This window comes from Granulimonas faecalis (assembly GCF_022834715.1).
Lineage (GTDB): Bacteria > Actinomycetota > Coriobacteriia > Coriobacteriales > Atopobiaceae > Granulimonas > Granulimonas faecalis.
On record NZ_BQKC01000001.1, the window covers coordinates 1,715,421 to 1,737,385 of the forward strand.

Annotated in this window: 18 protein-coding genes; 4 read left to right on the plus strand and 14 right to left on the minus strand. The window is 69.9% G+C overall.

Annotated elements, in window-relative coordinates:
- Nucleotides 1–31: 31 nt before the first annotated feature.
- Nucleotides 32–2,338, minus strand: a complete 2,307-nt coding sequence (locus tag OR600_RS07725; protein WP_251164309.1) for a pyruvate formate lyase family protein — start codon at nt 2,336–2,338, stop codon at nt 32–34.
- Nucleotides 2,339–2,392: 54 nt separating this feature from the next.
- Nucleotides 2,393–3,145 (minus strand): N-acetylmannosamine-6-phosphate 2-epimerase, encoded by a 753-nt coding sequence (locus tag OR600_RS07730; protein WP_135978287.1) that lies wholly within the window; start codon nt 3,143–3,145, stop codon nt 2,393–2,395.
- 144 nt (nt 3,146–3,289) lie between these two features.
- On the opposite strand from OR600_RS07730, the gene OR600_RS07735 reads away from it, so the two are divergent.
- Nucleotides 3,290–4,057, plus strand: coding sequence for a GntR family transcriptional regulator (locus OR600_RS07735; RefSeq protein ID WP_265590947.1), 768 nt, complete (start codon nt 3,290–3,292; stop codon nt 4,055–4,057).
- A 95-nt stretch (nt 4,058–4,152) separates the two neighbouring features.
- A complete protein-coding gene (locus OR600_RS07740) occupies nt 4,153–4,275 on the plus strand; it encodes a hypothetical protein (RefSeq protein ID WP_255533467.1) in 123 nt (40 codons plus the stop codon).
- A 73-nt stretch (nt 4,276–4,348) separates the two neighbouring features.
- Here the strand turns inward: OR600_RS07740 and OR600_RS07745 are convergent, their stop codons facing one another.
- Nucleotides 4,349–5,317, minus strand: coding sequence for a glycyl-radical enzyme activating protein (locus tag OR600_RS07745; RefSeq protein WP_265590948.1), 969 nt, complete (start codon nt 5,315–5,317; stop codon nt 4,349–4,351).
- A 118-nt stretch (nt 5,318–5,435) separates the two neighbouring features.
- On the opposite strand from OR600_RS07745, the gene OR600_RS07750 reads away from it, so the two are divergent.
- On the plus strand, nt 5,436–7,871 hold the full coding sequence (locus OR600_RS07750) for a glycyl radical protein (RefSeq protein WP_265590949.1): 2,436 nt from the start codon (nt 5,436–5,438) through the stop codon (nt 7,869–7,871).
- A gap of 53 nt (nt 7,872–7,924) precedes the next feature.
- Here the strand turns inward: OR600_RS07750 and nagA are convergent, their stop codons facing one another.
- The 7 genes from nagA to OR600_RS07785 all read right to left on the minus strand — a co-directional run bounded on the left by nagA (nt 7,925) and on the right by OR600_RS07785 (nt 15,267).
- Nucleotides 7,925–9,124: an N-acetylglucosamine-6-phosphate deacetylase gene (gene nagA / locus OR600_RS07755; RefSeq protein WP_265590950.1), complete on the minus strand. Its 1,200-nt coding sequence runs from the start codon at nt 9,122–9,124 to the stop codon at nt 7,925–7,927.
- Complete coding sequence (locus OR600_RS07760) at nt 9,108–10,274, minus strand: SIS domain-containing protein (protein ID WP_265590951.1); 1,167 nt, start codon at nt 10,272–10,274, stop codon at nt 9,108–9,110. The genes nagA and OR600_RS07760 overlap by 17 nt, the downstream gene beginning before the upstream one ends.
- Before the next feature lie 32 nt (nt 10,275–10,306).
- Nucleotides 10,307–11,032, minus strand: coding sequence for a GntR family transcriptional regulator (locus OR600_RS07765; protein WP_135978282.1), 726 nt, complete (start codon nt 11,030–11,032; stop codon nt 10,307–10,309).
- A gap of 117 nt (nt 11,033–11,149) precedes the next feature.
- Nucleotides 11,150–12,004, minus strand: coding sequence for a PTS system mannose/fructose/sorbose family transporter subunit IID (locus OR600_RS07770; RefSeq protein WP_135978281.1), 855 nt, complete (start codon nt 12,002–12,004; stop codon nt 11,150–11,152).
- Nucleotides 11,991–12,896, minus strand: coding sequence for a PTS mannose/fructose/sorbose/N-acetylgalactosamine transporter subunit IIC (locus OR600_RS07775; RefSeq protein ID WP_135978280.1), 906 nt, complete (start codon nt 12,894–12,896; stop codon nt 11,991–11,993). The genes OR600_RS07770 and OR600_RS07775 overlap by 14 nt, the downstream gene beginning before the upstream one ends.
- Entirely contained in the window at nt 12,893–13,384 is a 492-nt protein-coding gene (locus OR600_RS07780; RefSeq protein WP_135978279.1) for a PTS sugar transporter subunit IIB, read from the minus strand. Before OR600_RS07780 ends, OR600_RS07775 begins: the two co-directional genes overlap by 4 nt.
- Nucleotides 13,385–13,482: 98 nt before the next feature.
- Entirely contained in the window at nt 13,483–15,267 is a 1,785-nt protein-coding gene (locus OR600_RS07785) for a glycoside hydrolase family 35 protein (RefSeq protein ID WP_135978278.1), read from the minus strand.
- A 1,030-nt stretch (nt 15,268–16,297) separates the two neighbouring features.
- Here OR600_RS07785 and OR600_RS07790 point away from each other — a divergent pair.
- Complete coding sequence (locus tag OR600_RS07790; protein ID WP_251164311.1) at nt 16,298–17,293, plus strand: hypothetical protein; 996 nt, start codon at nt 16,298–16,300, stop codon at nt 17,291–17,293.
- 362 nt (nt 17,294–17,655) lie between these two features.
- Here the strand turns inward: OR600_RS07790 and OR600_RS07795 are convergent, their stop codons facing one another.
- The 4 genes from OR600_RS07795 to OR600_RS07810 are packed head-to-tail and all read right to left on the minus strand — an operon-like array spanning nt 17,656 to nt 21,943.
- Nucleotides 17,656–18,450, minus strand: a complete 795-nt coding sequence (locus OR600_RS07795; protein ID WP_135978276.1) for a sulfite exporter TauE/SafE family protein — start codon at nt 18,448–18,450, stop codon at nt 17,656–17,658.
- Between the two features lie 39 nt (nt 18,451–18,489).
- Nucleotides 18,490–19,299 carry a sulfite exporter TauE/SafE family protein gene (locus OR600_RS07800; protein ID WP_135978275.1) on the minus strand — a complete coding sequence of 270 codons (810 nt, stop codon included), beginning with the start codon at nt 19,297–19,299 and terminating at the stop codon, nt 18,490–18,492.
- Nucleotides 19,290–20,426: a radical SAM/SPASM domain-containing protein gene (locus OR600_RS07805; protein WP_265590952.1), complete on the minus strand. Its 1,137-nt coding sequence runs from the start codon at nt 20,424–20,426 to the stop codon at nt 19,290–19,292. The genes OR600_RS07800 and OR600_RS07805 overlap by 10 nt, the downstream gene beginning before the upstream one ends.
- The gene (locus OR600_RS07810) at nt 20,423–21,943 is read right to left on the minus strand and encodes a sulfatase (protein WP_135978273.1); all 1,521 of its coding nucleotides are present in this window, start codon (nt 21,941–21,943) and stop codon (nt 20,423–20,425) included. The genes OR600_RS07805 and OR600_RS07810 overlap by 4 nt, the downstream gene beginning before the upstream one ends.
- Between the last annotated feature and the right edge of the window lie 22 nt (nt 21,944–21,965).

Genomic DNA, 21,965 nt, shown 5'->3' on the forward strand with positions numbered 1-21,965 from the left:
GCCGGCCGCCGGCGCCCCCGGGCACGCACCGTCAATCCCACAGCATGCGGCTCATGACCTCGTCCTGCACCTCGCGGGGCAGGTCCACGAACACCGCCGAGTAGCCCGCCACGCGCACGAGCAGGTCGGGGTAGAGCTCGGGGCGGCGCTGGGCGTCCTCGAGCTGGCCGCGGTCCACCACGGTGACCATGAGCTGGCAGCCTCCGAGGGCGAAGTAGGTGTCGAACAGCGCGCGCACCTTGCCCGGGTGGTTGGAGAAGGCCTGGGGCGTGAGCTTGATGTTCTGCACGGAGCCCGCATGGAGCGCCGGGTCGAACCTGACCAGCGACTTGAGCATGGCCGTGGGGCCGCTCCTCGCCGCCCCGGCCTGGGGGTTGTTGGCCGGGTTCATGTAGAGGCCGGCCGGGCGGCCGTCGGGGCTCGCGGCGGTCTGGAGGCCCCAGTCGGTGTTGGTCTGGTTGTTGGAGATGACGATGAGCAGGTAGCCCATGCCGGCGGCGCGCCCGCGGTCGCGCACGCCCCGGGCCACGTGCTCGTAGAGGCGGTCCGCCATGGCATCGGGCCCCTCGAGGTCGTTGCCGTACTTGTCGGCGGCCTTGAGGTCGGCCTGGATGCGGGCCAGGCGCGCGGCCTCGGCTGGGTCGGCGGACGTGAAGTCCGCGTCGCAGGCGGCCACAACCTCCTCCAGCGTGTAGCGGCCCTCGTCGAACACCAGGGTCTTGAGGGCCCAGAGGGAGTCGGAGGCGTTGATGTTGCCGTAGGTCTCGCAGGTGCCGCCCAGGATCTCCACGCCGCCGTCGAGCAGGGCCCGGCCGCGGCCGAGGCAGTCGTCGGTGAGCATGGAGGCGAACAGGAAGCCCACCTCGCGGTTCATCACCCGGTAGCTGGCCGTCTGACAGCTCTCGGCGAGGTCGAGGTAGTGGTCGAGGAGGGCCGTGTAGTTGTCCCAGACGTCCTCGAAGGTGCGGAGCTCCGCCAGGGGGCGCACGGCCACGGGGCCGGCCTTCTGCACGCCGTCCTGGGGGTCCACGCCGCCGTGGAGGCTCATCTGCAGGATCTTGAGCAGGTTGACGAGGGTGTTGGGCGTGCCCACCGACTTGCCCTGGATCACGAACTCCGTGCAGCCGAAAGGCACGTACTGCTCGGCCACGGCGCGGGGCACGCCCATGGCGGCCCCCACGGCCGGCACCTCGACGTCGTCGTTGTAGAGCGTGGGGTAGGTGGCGCCCTCGGCGATGCAGGTGTAGGCGGCGTCCATGATGTCGGCAGGGGTCTCGCGGCAGAAGCGCAGGGTGAACTGGGGCTCCACGTAGCGGCAGTCGCGGCACACGCGCAGGGCGATGCGGCAGAGACGGTCCGCCGCGTCGGGGTTGGGCCGGCCGTAGCCGCCCACGACGATGCGACCGTTCACGGTGGTGCGGCGGTTCTCGATCATGGTCCAGAGGCCGCGGAGCCACCGGTAGGCGTCGTCCTCGGTGATGCGGCCGGACCGGATGTCGGCCTCGAGGTAGTCGCCGAGCAGGACGTCCAGGCGGCCGTAGTTGATGCAGCCCGACACGAGGGCGTAGAGCCAGAAGAGCTGGAGCGCCTGGTGGAAGGTGCAGGGCGGCCCGTGGCGCACGGCGCGGAGGTCGTCGACCATGAGGCGGAGCTCGGCGGCGCGGCCCTGCTCGCGACTCCCGCAGCGGGCCAGGGCCTCCCCCACGAGCTCCACCTGGCGGTCGATGCAGGCGCCGAAGAGGTCGAGAGCGCGGCCGCAGGCGTCGCGGAAGTCTCCCCGCTCCCCCGAGGCCACGAGGTCGGCCATGCCGTCCACGCCCAGGCGCAGCAGCTTGCCGTAGTCGAGCATCATGCCCGAGAGGCGCGCCGTGGCCATGAAGGGGTAGCTGCAGTCGATGAAGCGGCCCACGCAGGCGTCGTCGAGCACCTCGTCGCAGTAGAGGGCCTTGACGTCGTGGTCGCGCCAGTAGTCGAGCAGGGCGTCCACGCGGGCGCGTTCCCCCGGGGTCCCGAGCCGCTCCTTGAAGGCGCGGAGCTTGTGGAAGACGCAGTAGTGCCCCACGCCGCCGAGCGACGTCACGCAGCCGAAGCCCAGCGGCAGGAAGTCAAGGCGGCCGGCGATGGTGTCGTCGTCGCCGATGGAGCGGAAGAGCACCGGGTAGATCACCTCGAGGCAGGCGACCTCGCGCTCGAGGCGCGAGAGGCCGCGCTTCGTGGCGTCGCGGTGGACGGCCGTGTAGCGCTCCATGACCGCCAGCTGCTCGGCGGGGGTCTTCTCGCAGGGGATGGGGCGCGAGACCTCGACGTTCTGGGCGCCCTCGACATCGGTGCGGGCCATGGTGCTCCTCCTCGGAAGCGGCGGGCGGGGTACGGGCCGCGGGTGGGCGGCGGGTCAGTGGCTGGCGCGCTCGGCGTCCCTCCAGTTGTCGCGGTAGCCGTCGAGCAGGTCCACGAAGCGCTTTGCCGTGAGGTGCGGCCGGGTGATGGCGCTACCCACCACCACGGCATGGGCGCCGAGGAACACGCACTTCATGGCGTCCTCGGGGGTGTAGAGGTGCCCCTCCATCATCACGTAGGCCTTGTCGCCCAGGTCGCGGCAGAACCCGGCGAACATACGGTAGTCGGCACCCTCGATGTGGGCCGTCTCGGCCGTGTAGCCGTAGAGGGTGGGTGCCACGATGTCGGCCCCGTTGACGACGGCCAGGCGGGCCTCCTCGGCGTTGGAGACGTCGGCGAAGACGGGGGTCTCCGGGTGGCGCTCGCGCACCCGGGGCAGCAGGTCAGCAGCGCTGGTGCCCTCGTGGGTGGTCTGGAACGTGCAGTCGAGGGCCACGATGTCGGCGCCGGCCTCCACGATGGCGTCCACCTCGGCCATGGTGGGCGTGATGAAGACGTCGGTGTCGGGGTGCCAGACCTTCCAGAGGCCGATCACCGGCAGGTCGACGGCTTCCTTGATGGCGCGGATCTGCTCGGGGCTGTTGGCGCGGATGCCCACGGCGCCGGCCCACGCGGCGGCCTCGGCCATCTTGACCACCATGTCGGGCGTGTAGATGGGGTCGTCGTGCTGGACCTGGCAGCTCACGATCAGGCCGCCCGCCATGGGGTCGACGAGGTCGCGGACGTTGGGGCGCGGGCTGTGGAACATGGCTCCTCCAAGGGCTCGTCTCTGCACCCCCGGGCCGGAACCCGGGGCGCCGTCTCCCCCTAGGGCCATCATGGCAAATGTTTGGTACATTTTCAACGGGGGTTTTGGAGGGACGAGGTGATATACCATGGGGCCATGGATACCTTGGAAGCCCTGGTCGCCGCCGTCGACCCCACCGCCGCCCAACCCCTCTACAAGCAGATCGCCCAGGCCCTGCGTGCCCTCGTCACGGAGGGGGTGCTGGCGCCGGACGACCCGCTGCCCACCGAGAAGGAGATCTGCCGGGCCCTGGGCGTGGGCCGCTCCACGGTGCGCGCGGCGCTCTCCTCCCTGGTGGACGAGGGCATGGTCACGCGGAGGGCCGGCAAGGGCACCTTCGTGGCGCCGGCCACCATGCGCCGCACGCTCAACAGCCTGTACGACTTCTCGGGCGTGGTGCGTGCCGCCGGCATGGAGCCGGCCAACCAGGTGCTCTCGTTCTCCACGGAGCGGCCCGACCAGCCCGTGGCCGACGCCCTGGGGCTGCCGGCCGGCGAGGACGTGTTCAGGGTGGAGCGCCTGCGCATGGCCGACGACGTGGTGATGTCCCTGGAGACGAGCTACCTGCCCTGCCGGCTCTTCCCCGGCCTGGCCGAGGCCGACGTGACCGGGTCCCTCTACGCGGCACTGGCCGGCGGCTGGGGCGTGGAGGCGGCCCAGGCCACCGAGATCTACGAGAGCGTGCTCTTGGGCAGGCGGGAGGCCGAGCTCCTCGGCAGGGCGTACCGCAGCGCCGCGTTCAGGATCACGCGCACGGCCGCCGACGGCCGGGGCAGGCCGTTCGAGATGAGCCACGTGGTGGCCCCGGGCGACCACACGCGCTTCTCCGTGCACCTCAAGCGCGACGGCGTGAGCTGGGGCCCGGCGGAGTAGGGCCCGGCGACCGGGCCGGCGGAGCGGCTGGAATAAAATCATTAGACAGGGTATACTTTGAACGGTAGCAAACCCCTCGTGCCGAGGAGGGCTCCATGAACGGCTTCTCCCTGCTCGTGGTCTTGGTATGCATCGGCGCCATCGCCCTCGTGGCCTGGGCGCTCTACTGGGCCGTCGCCTTCGCCATCGCGCTCTACCAGCACTTGCGCTCGCGGTAGCGGCGGGGTACGGCGCGATTCATCAGCTCCGGGCTGTATGGACGGCGAGTCGGGCGAGCGGCCCGCCCCCGCGCTACACGAACGCGTCCACGCCCCGCTCGCGGAGGGCCCTCGCCAACGGCTCCACGTCCTCGGGGCGCAGCTGGGCCACCCCCTCCAGGCCGTAGTCGCGGCCCAGCAGCGCGTACTTGTTCTCACCAAACTGGTGGAAGGGCAGCGGCTGCAGCCGGGGGCGCCCGTCGCCCCCGCGGCCGGCGTCGCGCCAGGCCGAGAGGACCCACCCGGCCAGACCGTCGGCCGTCTCGGCCACCGCGTCGTCGGACAGGGACGCGTCGATGTTGAAGCCCGGGATCACCGGCGTGCGGCAGAGCACGTCGGCGCCCGAGGAGAAGGCGCGCCTCAGGTTGGCGCCGATCCTCTCCAGGCCCACGCCGGTCCCCTCGCGGTGGCACGCGTCGTCCCAGTGCTTGACGTCGAAGAGCACGAGGTCGAGCGCCCCCGCCACGCGGCCGAAGACCTCCGGCTCGCCGTGACCCGTGGTCTCCATGGCGCACGGCACCCCCTCGTCGTGGAGACGGCCCGCCGCCTCCACGACGAAGTCGGGCCAGAGCAGCGCCTCCCCTCCCGAGAAGGTCACGCCGCCGCCGGACTCCTCGTAGAAGGGCTTGTCCTTGAGGCACTCCCCTACCACCTCGTCCACGGCGCGGTCCGCGCCCACGGGCGTCATGGCGCCCCACCGGCAGGCGTCGGCCACGGCCCCCTGGCCGCCCTCGGCGGCCAGGCGCCGGTGGTCCACCGTCACGCGGGGCGAGCCGTCCCCGTCAAAGGCCAGCGTCACGGCCTCGCTCGCGGCCGCGCACGCGCCGCACCCGCGGCAGGAGCGCGCGTCCCACTCGAGCTGCGTGTAGGCCGCCTGGCTCTCGGGGTTGGCGCACCAGGCGCAGCGCAGGGGGCAGCCCTTGAGGAAGACCACCGTACGGATGCCGGGCCCATCGTCGAGGCTGAACTTCTGGATGTTGAAGACCGGTGCCGTCATCCCCATGGGCGCTCCACAATCTCTTTCGTTCGTAAGTAATTCTTGTTTCGTAAGCGATACTAGGCTATGCTCTCAATGGTAGCAAGCATCAAGCGACTTTCAGGCGCACCCCCAGGAGGAACCCATGACGTCCCAACGGCAGTCCCTGCTCGACCACTTCGGAGAGCTCACGCCCCGCATGCGGCGCTTCCGCGAGGCTGTGCTCGACGAGCGCCCCTACGTCGACGGCGAGCGCGCCGTCCTCTGCACGGAGTCCTACGAGCAGACCAGGGCCCAGCCGCCCGCGATGCGCCGCGCCCTCATGCTCTCCCACATCCTCGACGCCATGACCGTCTACATCGAGCCCGAGACCCTCATCTGCGGCAACCAGGCCACCAAGAACTGCAACGCCCCGGTCTTCCCCGAGTACACCCTCGGCTTCGTCCTCGACGAGCTCGACCTCTTCGAGAAGCGCGACGGCGACGTCTTCCACATCACCGAGGAGACCAAGGAGCAGATCCGCTCCATCGCCCCGTTCTGGGAGGGCAACAACCTGCGCGCCCGGGGCGAGGCCCTGCTCCCCGAGGAGGTCTCCGTCTTCATGGAGACCGGGCTCTTTGGCATGGAGGGCAAGCTCAACGCCGGCGACGCCCACCTGGCCGTGAACCACCGCCGCGTACTGGCCGAGGGCCTGCGCGGCTACGAGGAGCGCGCCCGCAGGCTGAGCGCGGGGCTCGACCTCACCGACCCGGCCTCCATCGACAAGCGCGTCTTCTACAACGCCGTCCTCGAGGTCGTCGCCGCCGTGCGCCGCTTCGCCGGCCGCTACGCCGAGCTCGCCCGCGCCCAGGCCGCCGAGGCCGACCCCGCCCGCGCTGCCGAGCTCCTCGCCATGGCCGAGGCCTGCGAGCGCGTGCCCTACGAGCCCGCCCGCACCTTCCGCGAGGCCGTCCAGGCCGTGTGGTTCCTCCAGGTGATCCTGCAGATCGAGTCCAACGGCCACTCCCTGTCCTACGGCCGCCTGGACCAGTACCTGCTCCCCTTCTACGAGGCCGACCTCGCCGCCGGGCGCATCACCGAGGACGAGGCCCTCGAGCTCCTCACCAACCTCTGGATCAAGAGCCTCACCGTCAACAAGGTGCGCAGCCAGGCCCACACGCTCTCCTCGGCCGGCTCCCCCATGTACCAGAACGTCACCATCGGCGGCCAGCGTCTGGTGGACGGCATGCCGCAAGACGCCGTGAACCCGCTCTCCTGGCTGGTGCTCCGCTCCGTGGCCCAGACCCGCCTCACCCAGCCCAACCTCACCGTGCGCTACCACGCGTCCATCGACCCGGCCTTCCTCGACGAGTGCGTGGAGGTCATGCGCCTGGGCTTTGGCATGCCGGCCATGAACAACGACGAGGTCATCATCCCCAGCTTCATCGACTGGGGCGTGGCCCGGGAGGACGCCTACGATTACTCCGCCATCGGCTGCGTGGAGACCGCCGTGCCCGGCAAGTGGGGCTACCGTTGCACCGGCATGAGCTACCTCAACTTCCCGCGCCTGCTCCTGTGCTGCATGAACGGCGGCGTGGACCTCACCACGGGCCGCCGATTCACCGAGGACCACGGCCGCTTCACCGAGATGACCAGCTACGACGAGCTCCTCGACGCCTGGGACAAGACCATCCGCGAGATGTGCCGCTACTCCGTGATCATGGAGAACGCCATCGACCTGGCCAGCGAGCGCGACGTCCCCGACGTGCTGTGCAGCGCCCTCACCGACGACTGCATCGGCCGCGGCAAGACCATCAAGGAGGGCGGCGCCGTCTACGACTTCATCAGCGGCCTGCAGGTGGGTATCGCCAACATGGCCGACTCCCTGGCGGCCGTGAAAAAGTTGGTCTTCGAGGAGGGGCGGATCACCCCGCAGCAGCTGTGGGACGCCATCCTCGACGACTTCCAGAGCCCCGAGAACCAGCGCATCCAGCGCATGCTGCAGCAGGACGCCCCCAAGTACGGCAACGACGACGACTACGTGGACCGTCTGGTGGTGGAGGCCTACGACTCCTACATCGACGAGGTGGCCAAGTACCCGAGCACCCGCCACGGCCGCGGGCCCGTGGGCGGCATCCGCTACGCCGGCACAAGCTCGATCAGCGCCAACGTGGGCCAGGGCATGGGCACCATGGCCACGCCCGACGGACGCAACGCCCGGGAGCCCCTCGCCGAGGGCTGCAGCCCGGCCCACAACCGCGACCTCCACGGCCCCACCGCCGTGTTCAAGTCGGTCACCAAGCTGCCCACCGAGAAGATCACCGGCGGCGTGCTGCTCAACCAGAAGGTGAACCCGTCAACGCTGGAGAGGCCCGAGAACAAGATCAAGCTCGAGTCCATGCTCAGGGCCTACTTCAACCGACTCCACGGCTACCACGTGCAGTTCAACGTGGTGTCCCGCGAGACCCTGCTGGACGCCCAGGAGCACCCCGAGAACCACCGCGACCTCATCGTGCGCGTGGCCGGCTACTCCGCGTTCTTCAACGTGCTGTCCCGGGCCACCCAGGACGACATCATCGCCCGCACCGAGCAGACGCTCTAGACGGCAGACGGGGCACCCCGGCGGGGTGCCCCGTCCCGTCCCAAGGAGGCCGATCAGGCCTCCTGTCCCGAGATATAGGTGGCCGTCACATGGAGGCCGTCGTCCAGGGCGACGAAGTCGGCGTCTCGGCCCGGGGCGATGCGGCCGCAGATACCGCCGATGCCGTTGGCGTCGGCAGGGGTCTGGGTGGCCATGCGCACGGCCTCCTCGTCGGTGGCCGCGCCCCAGTCCCGGACGTTTCGTACGGCACGGTCGAGGGTAAGCACCGAGCCCGCCAGGCTGTGGCTGCCCTCGGCCAGACGCGCGGCACCGTCCGAGACCACCACGGGAAGCTCCCCGAGCAGGTACTCGCCGTCGGGCATGCCGCCGGCCTGCATGCAGTCGGTCACAAGCGCCACACCGTCGGCGCCCCGCGCCCGCACGAGGATGCGCGCGGCCGCGGGATCCACATGGCGGCCGTCGCAGATGACCTCGGCGCAGACGCCGTGGAGCCCCAGGGCCGCCCCGACCATGCCCGGATCGCGGTGGCTGAAGCCCCTCATGCCGTTGAACGTGTGGACGAACCCGGACGCCCCGGCGTTCACGCATGCGCAGGCCTCGTCGAGGCTCGCGTCGGAGTGTCCGAGGAACACGCTCACGCCGAGGGCCCGGGCAGCGGCGCAGAACTCCGGCGCACCCTCAGCCTCAGCGGCCACGGCCACCTTGGTCACGAGGCCGCCGGAGGCCTCCTGCCAGGCCTCGAGCAGGCCGATGCTGGGGGCCAGGAGGTAGCCGGGGTTCTGGGCGCCCTTGTGGGCCTCGGTGAAGAACGGTCCCTCGAGGAAGACACCCCGGATGTGCGCCCCACCGGCCGCTCCCCCGGTCGACCCGTCCGCCGCGGCCTCGGCCACCGAACGGCAGGCGGCCGCGACCTGATCCGGTGGGGCGGTCAGTGTGGTAGGGGTCCAGCTCGTCACACCGTGGCGGGCGAGGCCCCGGGAGATCTCGCCCACACCGGCGGCGTCGGCGTCCATGACGTCGTGGCCGAGGAACCCGTGGATGTGGGTGTCCACATAGCCGGGGGCCACACGGGCACGGCCCAGGTCGAGCACCGCCATGCCGGAGGGCACCTCGGCCCGGTACAGGCCGAACCTGCCGCCCTCCACGGTCACGCAGCCGCCCTCGACGTAGCCGCCGGGCAGGAAGAACCCCTTGGCGACGACGGCGTAGGCGCCCCGCGGCGCACCGACGCCCACGTCAGAGCTCCAGCTCATGGATGGTGACGCCCTTGACCACGCGGTTCACCGTGCCCGAGGGGCTCGGGGTGTCGGGGGTGTTGCCCAGGCGCACCGAGTTGAGCAGGGCAACCGTCTGGGCCACCATGGCGAACGGCAGGGCGAGGTAGGCGCCGGGGAGCGGTCCGGTCCCGGCGAAGGTGAAGGCGTCGCCCTCGAAGATCGGGCCCGTGGCCTGCTGCACGGCCACGGTACGGGCGGCGATGCCGTCGCCGGCCACCTCGGCCAGGATGTCGAGGTCGTAGCGGCGGGTGTAGGGCTGCTCGGAGACGAAGGTCACGAGCACCGTGCCTTCGTCCACGAAGGACTTGGGCCCGTGCCGGTAACCCATGGAGCTGTCGAACGAGGTGGCGGTCCTGCCGGCGGCGAGCTCGAGGATCTTGAGCTGCGCCTCGCGGGCCAGGCCGGAGAGGGGGCCGCTGCCCAAGTAGGTGAGGCGCGAGGGACCCTCGCCGAGCAGGGCGGCGACCTCGTCCTCGCGGGCCGTCACCTCGCGGCCCATGGCGGCCGCGGCGCGCACCCAGGCATCCTTCTCGCCGTCCGACGCACGGTCGAACACAAGGGCGGCCAGGAGCGTCATGCAGGTGTAGCTGCCGGTCATGGCGAAGCCGCGGTCGTTGGCGCGGGGGATGAGCAGGTTCAGGGCCTGCGGGTCGTCCTCGGCGGCACGGGCCAGGGCGCCGTCGGGGGCGCAGGTGATGTTGAGGAGGCGCAGGTCGGAGACCGCCTGGCGGGCACGCTCCATGGCGGCCACGCTCTCGGGGCTGTTGCCGCTGCGGGCGAAGGAGACGAGCAGGCACGGCTCGTCGGGGACCAGGTAGTCCAGGGGGGCGCTCACGATGTCGGTGGTGGGCACCGAGCAGAAGCGGTAGGCGCCGGTGTCGCCGGTGCGGGTGAGGTACGGGGCCACGGTGTCGCCGACGTAGGCAGAGGTCCCGGCGCCGGTGAAAATCACCCGCAGGGGGCCGCCGGCCATGGCGCGCGCCTCGGCGAGGAAGGCGTCCACGGCGCGGCGGGCACCCGACCAGATCCTGTAGGTGTCCTCCCAGAGGTCAGGCTGCTGGGCGATCTCGCGGGTGGTGTCGTAGGCGCCGAGGGCCTTGAGCTCCTCGTCGGTCTTTTCGAACATAGGGGTATCTCCTGTCCCGTCCCACCGCGCCGTCAGGAGCGCCAGTGGGACACCTTGTATCTGAACCTATCGGCCCGGGCGACGCTGAGCGTGTACTCGATCGCCTCGTTGGCCGTGCTGTAGGTGACGCGGGTGAGGTCGAGCACCGGCGAGCCCACGGGCACGCCCAGGAGCTCCGCATCCGCGGGCCGCGCCAGGCTGGCGCAGAACTCCTCCTCGGCCACCCGGATGGTCTGGCCGAACTCCCCCTCCATCAGCTCGTAGAGCGGCTTGGCCTCGAGCAGCTCGAGGGAGAGCGAGAGGAACGGCACCACCGGGAGGTAGGTGCGCTCCACCATCATGGGCACGGCGTCCGCGGACCGCAGGCGCTGCAGCTCGAAGGTCGGGTCGCCCAGCCTGAGACCGAGCATCCGCGCGACCTCGGCCGTGGCCTCCACGCGCCCGAAGAAGAGCACATCCGTGCGGGGCACGCGCCCGGCCTCGCGCATCTGCTGGGTGAAGCTGTAGGACTGCATGAGGTTGGTGGCATCGGCGGAGCGGTCGGCCACGAACGTGCCCTTGCCGTGGCGGCGCACCACGAGGCCGCGGCGCTCCAGCTCGGCCATGGCCTGGCGCACCGTGGTGCGCGAGATGCCGTAGCGCCCGCACATCTCGCGCTCCGAGGGAAGCAGGTCCCCGGGGGCCAGCTCGACGCCCATCCTGTCGGAGAGGGTGTCGGCCAGCTGCTCGTAGAGGGGTTGCTTCTTGACCGTGGCCATGGGTGCCGCCTTCCGTCGCAGTCCGAGGGCCCGGGCGCGGGCCGACACCGATGATAGGCCGGCCGGGCCCGGGCCGCCCCGCCGGCCCGTGAGGCCGGGCGGGGCGTGGGCCGCGCGCTACTTGACGAGGACGCCGCAGGCCGAGAGGGCCACGGAGACGACGAGCACGATGAAGATGGCACGGGTGCTCGTCATGCGCTCCTTGCCGAGCAGGGCGTAGACGCCGAACACGATGAGAGCGGGGATCAACTTGGGAAGGATCATGTCGAGGGAGTTCTGCACCGACAGGGCCACGTCCCCGATCTGGGGGGCGATGCCCACGTGCACGTTGATGACCGTGGCCACGAGGGCGCCCACCATGAACACGCCGAGGACGATGGCGGCGTCGGTGAGGGCGGAGAGCCTGCCCTGCATGGTGGTGATGAGCTTGGCCCCCTCGCGGTAGGCGAAGCCCAGCTGCTTCCAGCGGAAGGCCATGACGGCAATCTGGACGGCGATCCAGATGAAGATGCCCGTGGGGTTGCCCTGCAGCGCCATGTTGGCCGCGATGGCGCCGAAGATCGTAGGGATCAGGGCGGCGAAGATGGAGTCGCCGATGGCCGCGAACGAGCCCATGAGACCGGTCTTGAGGCCGTTCACGGTCTCGAGGGAGCCCACGCCCTCCTTCTCCTCCACCGCGAGGTCGATGCCGGTGATGATGGTGTTGAAGAAGTTGGATGTGTTGAAGAACTGCGCCTGCGCCTGCATGGCCCGCTTGAGCTCGGGCGTGCCGTCGCCGTACATCTTGCGCAGCTGCGGCAGGACCAGGTAGAGGTAGCCGGAGCCCTGCATACGCTCGTAGTTCCAGCCCAGCTGGAAGGCGAGGAGCGAGCGGCGGTTGATCTGGGCGAGGTCCTTCTCGGTGATCCGGTACTGCCCTGGGTTGCCCGGCGCGGTGGGGGTCTGCACCCCGTTGGTGTTAGAGCTCGTCATCCCAGATCTCTCCTTCCTCGACGATGGTCTCCCCCGCGGGGGCGGGGGCGGTGGGTGCGGGGGCCGCCACGGACGGCGCGCCCTCAGAGCGCTGGTAGGCCATGGCCGCGAAGCCGAAGCCGATGAGGGCGATGGCGAGCATGGGCAGGCTGTTGTAGACGCCGCCGGAGGGCGAGATGGCGTCGAGGCCGGCACCGATGATCTGCACGTTGCCGAAGAGCGTGGTGAACAGGGCGGTGATGGTGAAGCCCAGGACCAGGTAGGCGATGTTCTTCTTCACCGGCAGGTAGCGGAGCAGGATGGCGAGACCCACGGCGGGCATCACGGAGCCGGCCACGGAGAGGCCGTTGCCGAGCCAGAGGAGCGGGCCGTTGAGGACCTCCACCACCTGACTCACCACGCCTCCGCCGAAGGCCAGCGCGAGGCCCACGGGGATCATGCGGGAGAGCGACCAGGGCAGGGCGCCCATGAGGAAGTTGCGCTCGATGCCCTTGTAGTCGAAGCGCTCGATGGCGGCGTCGATGCGGTGGGCGAAGAACGTGTTGGCGAAGCGGGCCAGCACGTCGAGCTGGATGAGGATCGCGGCCACGGGCACGGCGATGGCGGCGATGGCCTGCTGGGGGTCCATGCCCAGGGCGACGGAGAAGGCCGTGGCCAGGATGGTGCCCGAGTTGGCGTCGATCTTGGAGGCGCCGCCGAAGGTGCCGACGCCCAGGACCATGAGCTGCATGGAGCCGCCCACGAACAGGCCCGTGGCGACGTCGCCCATGACGAGGCCGGCGAACAGGCCGGCGAACACCGGCGTGCTCATGGAGGAGTAGATCTGCAGCTCGTCGAGGATCTGATAACCGGCGTAGAGCGTGAGGAGCACGATCTGCCAAACCTGGATCATCGGTTCACCTTCCCTTCGAGGAGCTCCATGAACTCCTCACCCTTCTTCTGGGGCACCATCTGGGCGACCAGATGGACGCCTGCGGCGTCGAGCTCGTCGAAGGCGGCCACGTCGGCCTCCTCGACGTTGATGGAGTTGGTGACCTGCGTGGTGGTGGGCGTCTGGCTCATGTTGCCCACGTTGAGCTCCTCAAGCGGGAACCCCGCCTTGACGAGGTCCACGTAGACGCCGGGCCTCTTGGCCACGAGGAGGACGCGCTGGGACGCGTAGCGGTCGGCTTTGAGCTGGCGGGCCGCGCGCTCCACGTCGAGGACGCTGAGACGCACCTTGCTGGGGGTGGCCATGCGAATGCCGCTTTTCTCGATGTCGCTGACCGCCACCTTGTCGTCGATGACGATCACGCGGTCGACGCTGAGCATGGGGATCCACAGGTTGGCGACCTGTCCGTGGACGAGTCGCCCGTCGATCCTCGCTCCTACGATGTTCATGGGCCGCTCTCCTTTCCTTGTCTGGGTTGACTGCCTGCTTACTATCGGGTCGCCGCCTCCCGGGACCCAGGGCCCCGTCCGCGGCGATCGTGCCGGTGCTACGCCCCTGTCTCGATCTCGACGGGGCCGTCCGCGAGAACGAGCTCCCCTGCGCCCGGGCCGTCGGTCTCGAAGACGACGAGCTCGTTGACGCCGGGCCTGAGCAGCCCGCCCGGTACGTAGAGGGTGGTGAGGGGGCCCTTCTCCCAGAAGCGGCCCACGTTGAAACCGTTGACGAAGACGCAGCCCTTGTGCCAGCCGGCCATGTCCACGAAGGTGTCGGCGGGCTCGTCGACGGCAAGATGGAAGCGATGGAACGCGGGGGCAGCAAGGTGCGGCCCCTCGGCCGAGAACTCGAGGGCCGAGATGTCGTCCAAGGGCAGGGGGTACTCCTCCCATCCCTGGAGGAAGTGGAGGTCGGCCATGACGCCCTGACGGATGCCCTTGGACTGGGAGGGTGCGCACAGCTTGGGACCGTAGTTGACGCGGCCCATGTTCTCCACGAGCACGTCCAGGGTCGATCCGTCCGGCCGCGGGGAGACGAAGATGTCGTCGCCGATCTCCTCCTGGTACTGCACGGCTGCGAGCTCACCGTCGCAAAAGACCTGCACGCGGTCGGAGGCGTCGATGACGCGGAGGCGCACCTCGTCGGCGTAGGCGGGCAGGGTCGTGCGGTAGAGCACGTAGCCGGTGTTCTGACCCAGCAGCTCCATGGGCTGGGTGTCGAGGGACTCCCGGCGCTCGGAGAGGGCGTCCAAGGAGGCGAGGAGACCGGCCACGCCGTCGCGCACGAGGACGCACGGGGCCAGCGTGGGCTTGTAGGCGGGCGTGCCCAGGGGGACGTCGGGGAAGCGCTCGGCCATCATGGCGCGGAGGGCGTCGTAGCGCCCGGTGGGGTTGCCGCGCTCATCGAGCGGCGCGCCGTAGTCGTACGACGTGATCTGGTGCAGGTCGTGTTGCTTGCGGGCGGAGCACCCGTTCATGAACCCGAAGTTGGTGCCTCCGTGGAACATGTAGAGGTTGACCGACCCGATCTCGAGGGCGCGGCCCACGCAGTCGGCCAGCTCGCCGCCATCGCGGCGGGTGGGCGCCTCCCCCCAGCGGCTGAACCAGCCGTCCCAGAACTCCATGCACATGAGGGGCTGGGTGCGGCCGTGCCCCTCCTGGAAGCGCCTGAGGGCGGCGAAGTTCTCCTCGGGCCGCGAGCCGAAGTTGCCCGTGGCAAGAACGCCGTCGTCGATGAGGGAGCCGGCCGAGAGACACGCCTCCCAGGGACCGTCGGAGGTGAAGAAGGGCATGGTGAGGCCGCGCTCCGACATGAGGGTCGAGATCGTGCGGAGGTACCCCTTGTCCTGGGCGTACGAGCCGTACTCGTTCTCCACCTGGAACATGAGCACGTTGCCGCCGCGGTCCAGCTGGTGGGGCGCGAGGCGCGGGATGAGCTCGTCGTAGTAGGCCGCGACGGCCCCGAGGAAGCGCGGGTCGCGGCTGCGCGGGCGGCCGTGGCCGTACATGAGCCACGCGGGCAGGCCTCCCCACTCCCACTCGGCGCAGATGAACGGCGACGGGCGAACGATGGCGTAGAGCCCCTCGCGGGCCGCCGCGTCGAGGAAGGCCTCGACGTCGCACAGGCCGTCGAAGCGGAAGGTGCCCTCATGGGGCTCGTGGAGGTTCCACGGCACGTAGGTCTCGACGGCGTTGAAGCCCAGGGCCTTGAGGTTGTGCAGCGAGTGCGCCCAATCTGCCGGGTGCACACGGAAGTAGTGGATGGCGCCGGAGCGGATCTGGAACGGCTCGCCGTCGAGCAGGAAGCTGCTCCCCCTTGCGGAGAAGGTGTGGCTCATGATGGTCCCTACGGTTCTCATAACTGGTTACTACCAGATGATGTATTTCGAAGTCGGTCGTAGTATATGCAATTGAGAAACTCATTACTGTCTGATGCATAAGACAAGCCGCCCACGGCAGAAAACAGACCGCTTACGGTAAAAGTAATCTGATTACCAGCTATTTTCTTTGGTGCATCCTTCTTATTTGTAAGGATTGCCAACGTTTTATCTGCATGTTAATTGCTGAGTACAGCAATTATATAAACCATTTTCCAAGCTGTTATTCAGTTACTGGTATCTGTTTTTCGGACCGATAAGAGCCGGGGGCGTTGCACGTTAGCGTTGCACGTTATAGACAGCGGGAGACGGGCATGACGGCCGCGGGCGGAAAGGGGCTCGGCGAAGGGGCGCCGACGCACGGCCTGGCGCAGAGAGCCGGGAGGCCAGGCGGGGGCGGGGCTGCGGGGGGGGGCTGTGGGGCTGCGGCGAACGGCCCCCGGTGCGCGGGTGCCCGGCGAAGGCGTCCGAATGCGCGGGAAATACTCGTCGAACCCTTCCCAATGCGCGAAAAGAACCGGAAATCGCTCACCCGTTGCCCTTGGCTGCACTTGGGTCGCGCATCGACGCCTCTTGGCCGCAGGATCGCGCACTCGGGGCCTTTCGCTGCGATTTTGTCGCGCACCCAGGCCCCTTCGCCGGGGAACCGCCTGGAACCCGCGCATTGGACGGCCTTCTCCGCAGAGGCCACACGCCGGACGCCCTTCTCCGCGCGACGCCCCGTGCCCCCAGGGCCTTCTCCGCAGGGAGCCCCAAGACCCCGCAACGACCCCTCCCCATCGGTTGCCACCGTCCGTCGAATCCCAACAACACGCAGTAGAATTCTGACTGATAACTGACCGCAACTCGACATATTACTGACCGTATATGTCAGATACTTAACTTAAATTACCGGATTGTAACGACGTCGGCCCCCTCCGCCCCAAAGGCCCGGGACCCTTGATAGGCTCCGGCCATGGCGTTGGTTCTGGCTGGCATAAGTGCGCGCAACGTGTACCTTTCGCACGCGACCCTCACCCCGGTGCACTCGGAGGAGGAGTGTGCGCAGATCCTCTCCGCCTCCCTCCCCACCCTCCGGGCGGTCCGTGCCCTGGAGAGCAAGCCGCGCTACCGGGACTGCCTTGCCGTGACGTCGGCGCTCCTCGGCGTACCCGAGCAAGACGTCCCCGTGGAGGTGCTGGTCCCATCCGCGGCAGCGCGGCGCCGGCGGCCTGGGCTGCACTGCCCGGTGTGGTCGGGTCCGCTGTTCCCCGGGGCCATCTGCCGCGTGCGCACCGGACCCGGCGAGGAGCCCATCCACGTGGTCTCCCCCGCCCTCCACTTCCTGCTGCGCTGCCGCGAGCTCGACGCAACCCAGGCGCTGCTCCTGGCCTTCCAGCTCTGCGGCACCTACGAGCTGCGCGCCGACCTCGACTGCGGCTTTGGGACAAGGACCCCACAGGCCCACGGCGACGCCCTCCGGCAGGCGGCCCACAGCCTCGCCCCGGGGGCGCCTGGGACGGATGTCGCACGCAGCGCCGCCGACCGGGTCATCGACGGGTCGGCGTCGCCCCGGGAGTCGGGGTTCGCCACCTTTGCCGTGACGCCGCGGCGCTCCGGGGGTGCCGGACTCCCCAGCCCGCTGCTCAACCACCGCGTGGAGCTCACGCCCCGCGCCCGGGTCCACCTCCCCGAGAACCAGGCCATCCGCTACGACTTCTACTGGCCGGAGAAACACCTCGCCTGCGAGTACGACTCGAGCTGGTGGCACGACGACCCCCGGCGCCGAGGAAGCGACGACCGGCGACGCCTGGCCGCGCGGGCCCTGGGAGACGACCTCGTCGGCATGGCCAGGGAGACCCTTTCCATCCCCTCCATGACCGACGTGCTCGTCGACGACCTCGCCCTCGTCCTGCGCGGTCGGAGGCCCGACCCGCTCTCGCCGTCGTCGGCCCGACGCCGCGGCTCCCTCCATGGGACCTGCTTCGGCCGTCACCGATGGTGGTAATCGCGGGGGAGGGAGGGTGCGCGGCGCCCCGGCAAGGGGCATCCGGTGTGCGGCTCCCTGCGGAGAAGGGCCTTGGGTGCGCGAGTCCCTGCGGCGAAGGGTGTCCAGTGCGCGACGCCCCGGCGAAAGGCGTCCAGTGCGCGGCCGGGCCGCGGCAAACGGCCTCGAGTGGGCGATTTGGGCCTGATTCCGCTCATCCGCGCCCGTTCGCTGCGATCTTGTCGCACATTGGGCGGCATTCGCCGGCCCGTCGCACATCGAATGGCTTTTGGCGTGATTATCCCGCGCACTCGAGCGCCTTTGCCGCACATTCGTGCGCTGAGAGCCGCCCGCCGGCGCCAACCGCACACCGCCGCCGGCCCCTACATCGCCGCAAAGCCGAGGAAGTTGGCCACCGTGATGGCCATGATCGCCACGAGAAGCCCTATGAAGAGCCGGTCCACCGTGGCGTTGGACAGGCGCCTGTTGATGGTGCGTCCGCCGGCCGCGCCCGCTATGCCAAAGGCCACCATGCCCACCAGCAGCACCGGGTCGATGCCGGAGAGGTCCTGGGTGGCGAGGGCCATGACCGTGGCGGCGGTCTGGGAGTACAGGATGATGTAGAGCGAGGCCTGGACGGCGTCCTTGCTCGCCATGGCAAAGAAGAACGTCATGGCAACGATGTTCAGCGGGCCGCCGCCGATGCCGAGGAAGGCCGAGACAGCACCCAGCCCCACGCCCACCGCGCACCCCGGGAGCCATCCCGAGAGCCTGCGGCCGTGGATCTCGCGGCGGTCTTTGACGACGGTGTAGGCGATGGTGAACAGGCACACGGCAAAGAGCGCCGCCGCCTGGCTGCAGCCCACGATGCGCGGGTAGGGAAAGGCCGCCGAAAGGGCCGAGAAGAGCTGCTTGCCCGCGAGGCCGCCCACCACGGCGCCGACGGCCACCGAGGTGTCCACCTTGGCCTCGGCCGAGAGCGTCCCCTTGGCCCGGGCCCGGAGCACCGAGTAGAGGGCCATGGCCAGCACCGTGCACCCCGACAGGAAGCTCACCTGGGCCACGTCCATGGACCCGAACAGGTCGAGGGCCGGCTTGATGATGACACCGCCCCCCAGGCCGCAGATGGAGCCTATGAGACAGGCGGCGAGGCAGACGGGCCAGATGATCCAATACATGGGGCGCTTTCGGTTGGAGGGGACAGGGCCTCTCGGCTTCTACCCACGCACCGCCCCGAAGGCCGCCAGGTTGTACACGTTTATGAAGATGATGACCACCATGAGCGCCACGAACAGCCGGTCCACAAAGCGGGCGTCAACCCGGGCGTTCAGTCGGCGTCCCAAGGCGCCCCCCGCGATGCCGCAGGCGGCCATGAGCGCCAGCACCGCCGGGTTCACGGCCGACAGGTCCTGGGTGAGAAGGGACGCCGCGGTGCTCACCGTCTGGGAGAACAGAATGATGTAGAGGGAGCTCGCCGCGGCACGCTTGGTGTCCATGGAGAAGAAGTAGAACAGCACCACCAGGTTGATGGGCCCTCCCCCTATGCCGAGGAACGACGAGCAGGTGCCCAGGGCGAGGCCGATGGCGACGCAGGCGCCACGGCTCTCCACATGGCGCGTGGCCACGCGGTCCTTGGCGAGGGTGTAGGCGAGCGCCCCCGCCGTGACCGCGCACAGCACGGCCGCCTGCACGGCCCCGGCCCTGTCGGGATTCCCAAAAAGGCCGCTCACGGCCGAGAAGAGCTGCTTGCCCGCGAGGCCCCCGAAGGCGGCCCCCACGGCCAGGGGCGTGTCCCGGGAGAGGTCCATGGACCCCGACCCCGCATGGATCGACCGGGCCACGGAGTAGGCGGTCATGGACAGCACCGTGGCCCCCGACAGAAAGTTGACCGTGGCCACGTCGATCGACGACACGGCGTCGAGCACGGGCTTGATGAGGATCCCGCCGCCCACGCCGCAGACGGCCCCCACCGTGGAGGCCACGAGGCTCACAAGGGCCACGAGGCCGTCGGCAGGGTTCAGGCCCATGGCATCCTCCCCACGCGCTCCCGGGCCCGCCGGGCCAGCCGCCCGTAGCCGTACTCCAGAAACTCCCGGTAGCCGCAGCGCCCGTCGGCCGCGAAGGCCGTGGAGAGACGGGGGCACCCCCCGTGGCAGATGCCCTCGAAGCCGCAGTCGGTGCACGGGGCGTCGCCGTCGGCCCGGCGGGGGGGGGACAAGAAGCCCTCCACCACGGCGCCCGCGGCCATGGCCTCGATGGTGTCGGAGCACACGTTGCCCATGCACCACCGGTCGGAGGCGTAGAAGTCGCACGGGTAGACCGACCCGTCGGACTCCACCACGAACTGCGGGGCGCAGGCCCCCAGGGCGCCGCAGGTCCTGGGCCTGCGCCCCAGGGAGAGGCCCATGACGTCGTCGAAGAGCCCCACCGCCATGGGGCCGTCCTCGGCCTGACCCCTCTCCCAGGCGTCGAGGAAGCCCCGGTAGAAGTGGACGAACCGCCCGGGGGTCAGAGCGTGGGACGCCATCTCGGCCGACCGCGGGGAGCCGTCCCCACCCTCGGCGGGCCCCAGACACGGGATGAACTGGACGTGGCGGGCCCCCAGGGAGGCAAGCCCCCTGTAGACCTGCTGGGGGTGGCGGGCCAGCTCCGAGGAGAGCACGCACAGCACCGCGGGCTCCACCCCGTGCCTTCGCAGGCGCCCCAGCGACGCGGCCACCCGCGACCACGTGGCCCCGCCGTCGGCGGCCGGGCGCAGGCGGTCGTGGAGGCTGCGGGTCCCGTCCAGCGAGACCCCCACCAGAAACCGGTTGCGCCCGAGGAACTCGCACCAGCGCTCGTCGAGGGCGAGGCCGTTGGTCTGGATGGCGTAGGAGACCCGGCAGCCGCCGCGGCGGCGCTCCACCTCCGCGACGAAGGCCTCGAAGAAGTCGAGACCGGCCAGGGTGGGCTCTCCCCCCTGGAAGTCGAAGGCCACCGTCCCGTCGGGCACCGCCTCGAAGGCCCGCGAGACCACGGCCTCCATGACGGGGCGGTCCATGACCGGGCGGCACCCCCGTTCCCTGCCCTGGGCGAGGTCGCGGTAGAAGCAGTAGGAGCACGCCATGTCGCACGCCGCCGAGGCGGGCTTCACCAGCATGCTGAGGTACCTCATGCCGCCCCGCCCAGGCCGAGGCGCTCGTACTGCTCCGCCGGCGCGTCGCACTCGTCCATGGCCCGCAGCAGCAGGCCCACCATGCGCCCCTCGGCCTCCTTGGCGGCGGGGTCGTCGTGGGAGGTGAGGTCGTCGAGCTGGGCGTAGTCCACGGCCAGGTCGAAGAGCCTGGTGTCCGACACCTCCTTGAGGGCGTCGTCGGACTGGTCGATGATGCCGGGCCTGTCCACGGGCACCTTGAACACGGGCCAGTCGGTCCGCGCCAGGAAGCGTCCGCACTCGATGTCGGCGGGCCTGTCGGCACCGAGGTAGCGGCGGATGGTGGTGGGGATGGCGGCATACTCGAAGCAGGGCTCGTTGGACGGCACGGGGGCCCGCATGTAGGTGTAGCGCCCGTCGGTGATGTTGACGTCCATGGCGTGGTAGCCGAAGAGGGCATAGTCGCGGGTGGGCGCCGACGGGTCCGTGGCGAGCGACATCAGGGAGACGCCCTGCACCTCCTCGGGCACCGGGATTCCCGCCAGGTCGAGCACCGTGGGCATGACGTCGATGTTCTGGGTGATCTGGGAGGCTCGCTCGCCGGCCCGGGCGCCGCCGGGGTAGTGCACCAGCAGGGGCAGATGGGCGAGCTCGTTGTAGAGGGGCATGTAGTTCTTTCCGAGGAAGTCGCGCTCCCCCAGGAAGTAGCCGTGGTCGGTGGTGAGCATGACGAGGGTGTCGTCGAAGATGCCGCGCTCGCGGAGCTTGTCCATCAAGGTCCCGAACCAGTGGTCGCAGCAGGTGACGAGGGCGTCGTAGCGGCGCTGGACGTAGTCCACCGCCTCGGCGGGGACCTCGGCCTCGCTCACCCGCTTGTACTGGGGTATCTCGAAGTAGTCGCGGTCGAGCCCCTCCCCGCCCCCGTAGAGGTCCATGTAGCGCTCGGGCACGTCGAAGGGCTCGTGGGGGTCGAAGGCCTCCACCATGAGGAAGAAGTCGTCGGCGTCGGCGTTGTCGTCGAGCCACTCGCAGGCGCTCTGGAACGTCTGGGGGCTCGGCATGTCCTCCTCGCGGGGCCAGCGGCCGCGGTTGAGCTGGTACTGGCGACGCACGCGGCCGTAGAAGGTCCCCGGCATGTTGGCGGGGTCGTCGATGCGGCTCACCCAGGGGTCGCCCTCCTGGCCGCGGTGGTAGTCCCAAGTGTTGAAGAGCTGCAGGTACCCCTCGCCGCCGGTGCGCATGTAGTGGCAGTGGTCGGTGGTGATGTGGGTGTAGACGCCGTGGTCGCGCAGGAGCGCGGGCAGGGTCACGTCGAAGGGCTCGATGGGGCCCCACCCGCGCTCCAGGAAGTTCAGCCGTCCGCACATGATGTCGCGCCGCGCCGGCATGCAGGGGGCCGACCCGATCCAGTGCTCGTCGAAGGTGCAGGACTCGGCGGCGAAGGCATCGATGTTGGGGGTCTGCACGCGGGTCTCGGGGTTGTAGCAGCGCAGGTTGTTGCGGCGCAGGGTGTCGAGCAGAACGAGGACGCAGCGCATGGGGGGCTCCTTGACGGACGGG

Excerpts from the sequence above, each read along its gene's own strand:
- OR600_RS07725 (WP_251164309.1), bottom strand. The coding sequence starts at position 2,338 with ATGGCCCGCACCGATGTCGAGGGCGCCCAGAACGTCGAGGTCTCGCGC.
- OR600_RS07730 (WP_135978287.1), bottom strand. The coding sequence starts at position 3,145 with ATGTTCCACAGCCCGCGCCCCAACGTCCGCGACCTCGTCGACCCCATG.
- OR600_RS07740 (WP_255533467.1), top strand. The coding sequence starts at position 4,153 with ATGAACGGCTTCTCCCTGCTCGTGGTCTTGGTATGCATCGGCGCCATC.
- OR600_RS07745 (WP_265590948.1), bottom strand. The coding sequence starts at position 5,317 with ATGGGGATGACGGCACCGGTCTTCAACATCCAGAAGTTCAGCCTCGAC.
- OR600_RS07750 (WP_265590949.1), top strand. The coding sequence starts at position 5,436 with ATGACGTCCCAACGGCAGTCCCTGCTCGACCACTTCGGAGAGCTCACG.
- nagA (WP_265590950.1), bottom strand. The coding sequence starts at position 9,124 with ATGAGCTGGAGCTCTGACGTGGGCGTCGGTGCGCCGCGGGGCGCCTAC.
- OR600_RS07760 (WP_265590951.1), bottom strand. The coding sequence starts at position 10,274 with ATGTTCGAAAAGACCGACGAGGAGCTCAAGGCCCTCGGCGCCTACGAC.
- OR600_RS07765 (WP_135978282.1), bottom strand. The coding sequence starts at position 11,032 with ATGGCCACGGTCAAGAAGCAACCCCTCTACGAGCAGCTGGCCGACACC.
- OR600_RS07770 (WP_135978281.1), bottom strand. The coding sequence starts at position 12,004 with ATGACGAGCTCTAACACCAACGGGGTGCAGACCCCCACCGCGCCGGGC.
- OR600_RS07775 (WP_135978280.1), bottom strand. The coding sequence starts at position 12,896 with ATGATCCAGGTTTGGCAGATCGTGCTCCTCACGCTCTACGCCGGTTAT.
- OR600_RS07780 (WP_135978279.1), bottom strand. The coding sequence starts at position 13,384 with ATGAACATCGTAGGAGCGAGGATCGACGGGCGACTCGTCCACGGACAG.
- OR600_RS07785 (WP_135978278.1), bottom strand. The coding sequence starts at position 15,267 with ATGAGCCACACCTTCTCCGCAAGGGGGAGCAGCTTCCTGCTCGACGGC.
- OR600_RS07795 (WP_135978276.1), bottom strand. The coding sequence starts at position 18,450 with ATGTATTGGATCATCTGGCCCGTCTGCCTCGCCGCCTGTCTCATAGGC.
- OR600_RS07800 (WP_135978275.1), bottom strand. The coding sequence starts at position 19,299 with ATGGGCCTGAACCCTGCCGACGGCCTCGTGGCCCTTGTGAGCCTCGTG.
- OR600_RS07805 (WP_265590952.1), bottom strand. The coding sequence starts at position 20,426 with ATGAGGTACCTCAGCATGCTGGTGAAGCCCGCCTCGGCGGCGTGCGAC.
- OR600_RS07810 (WP_135978273.1), bottom strand. The coding sequence starts at position 21,943 with ATGCGCTGCGTCCTCGTTCTGCTCGACACCCTGCGCCGCAACAACCTG.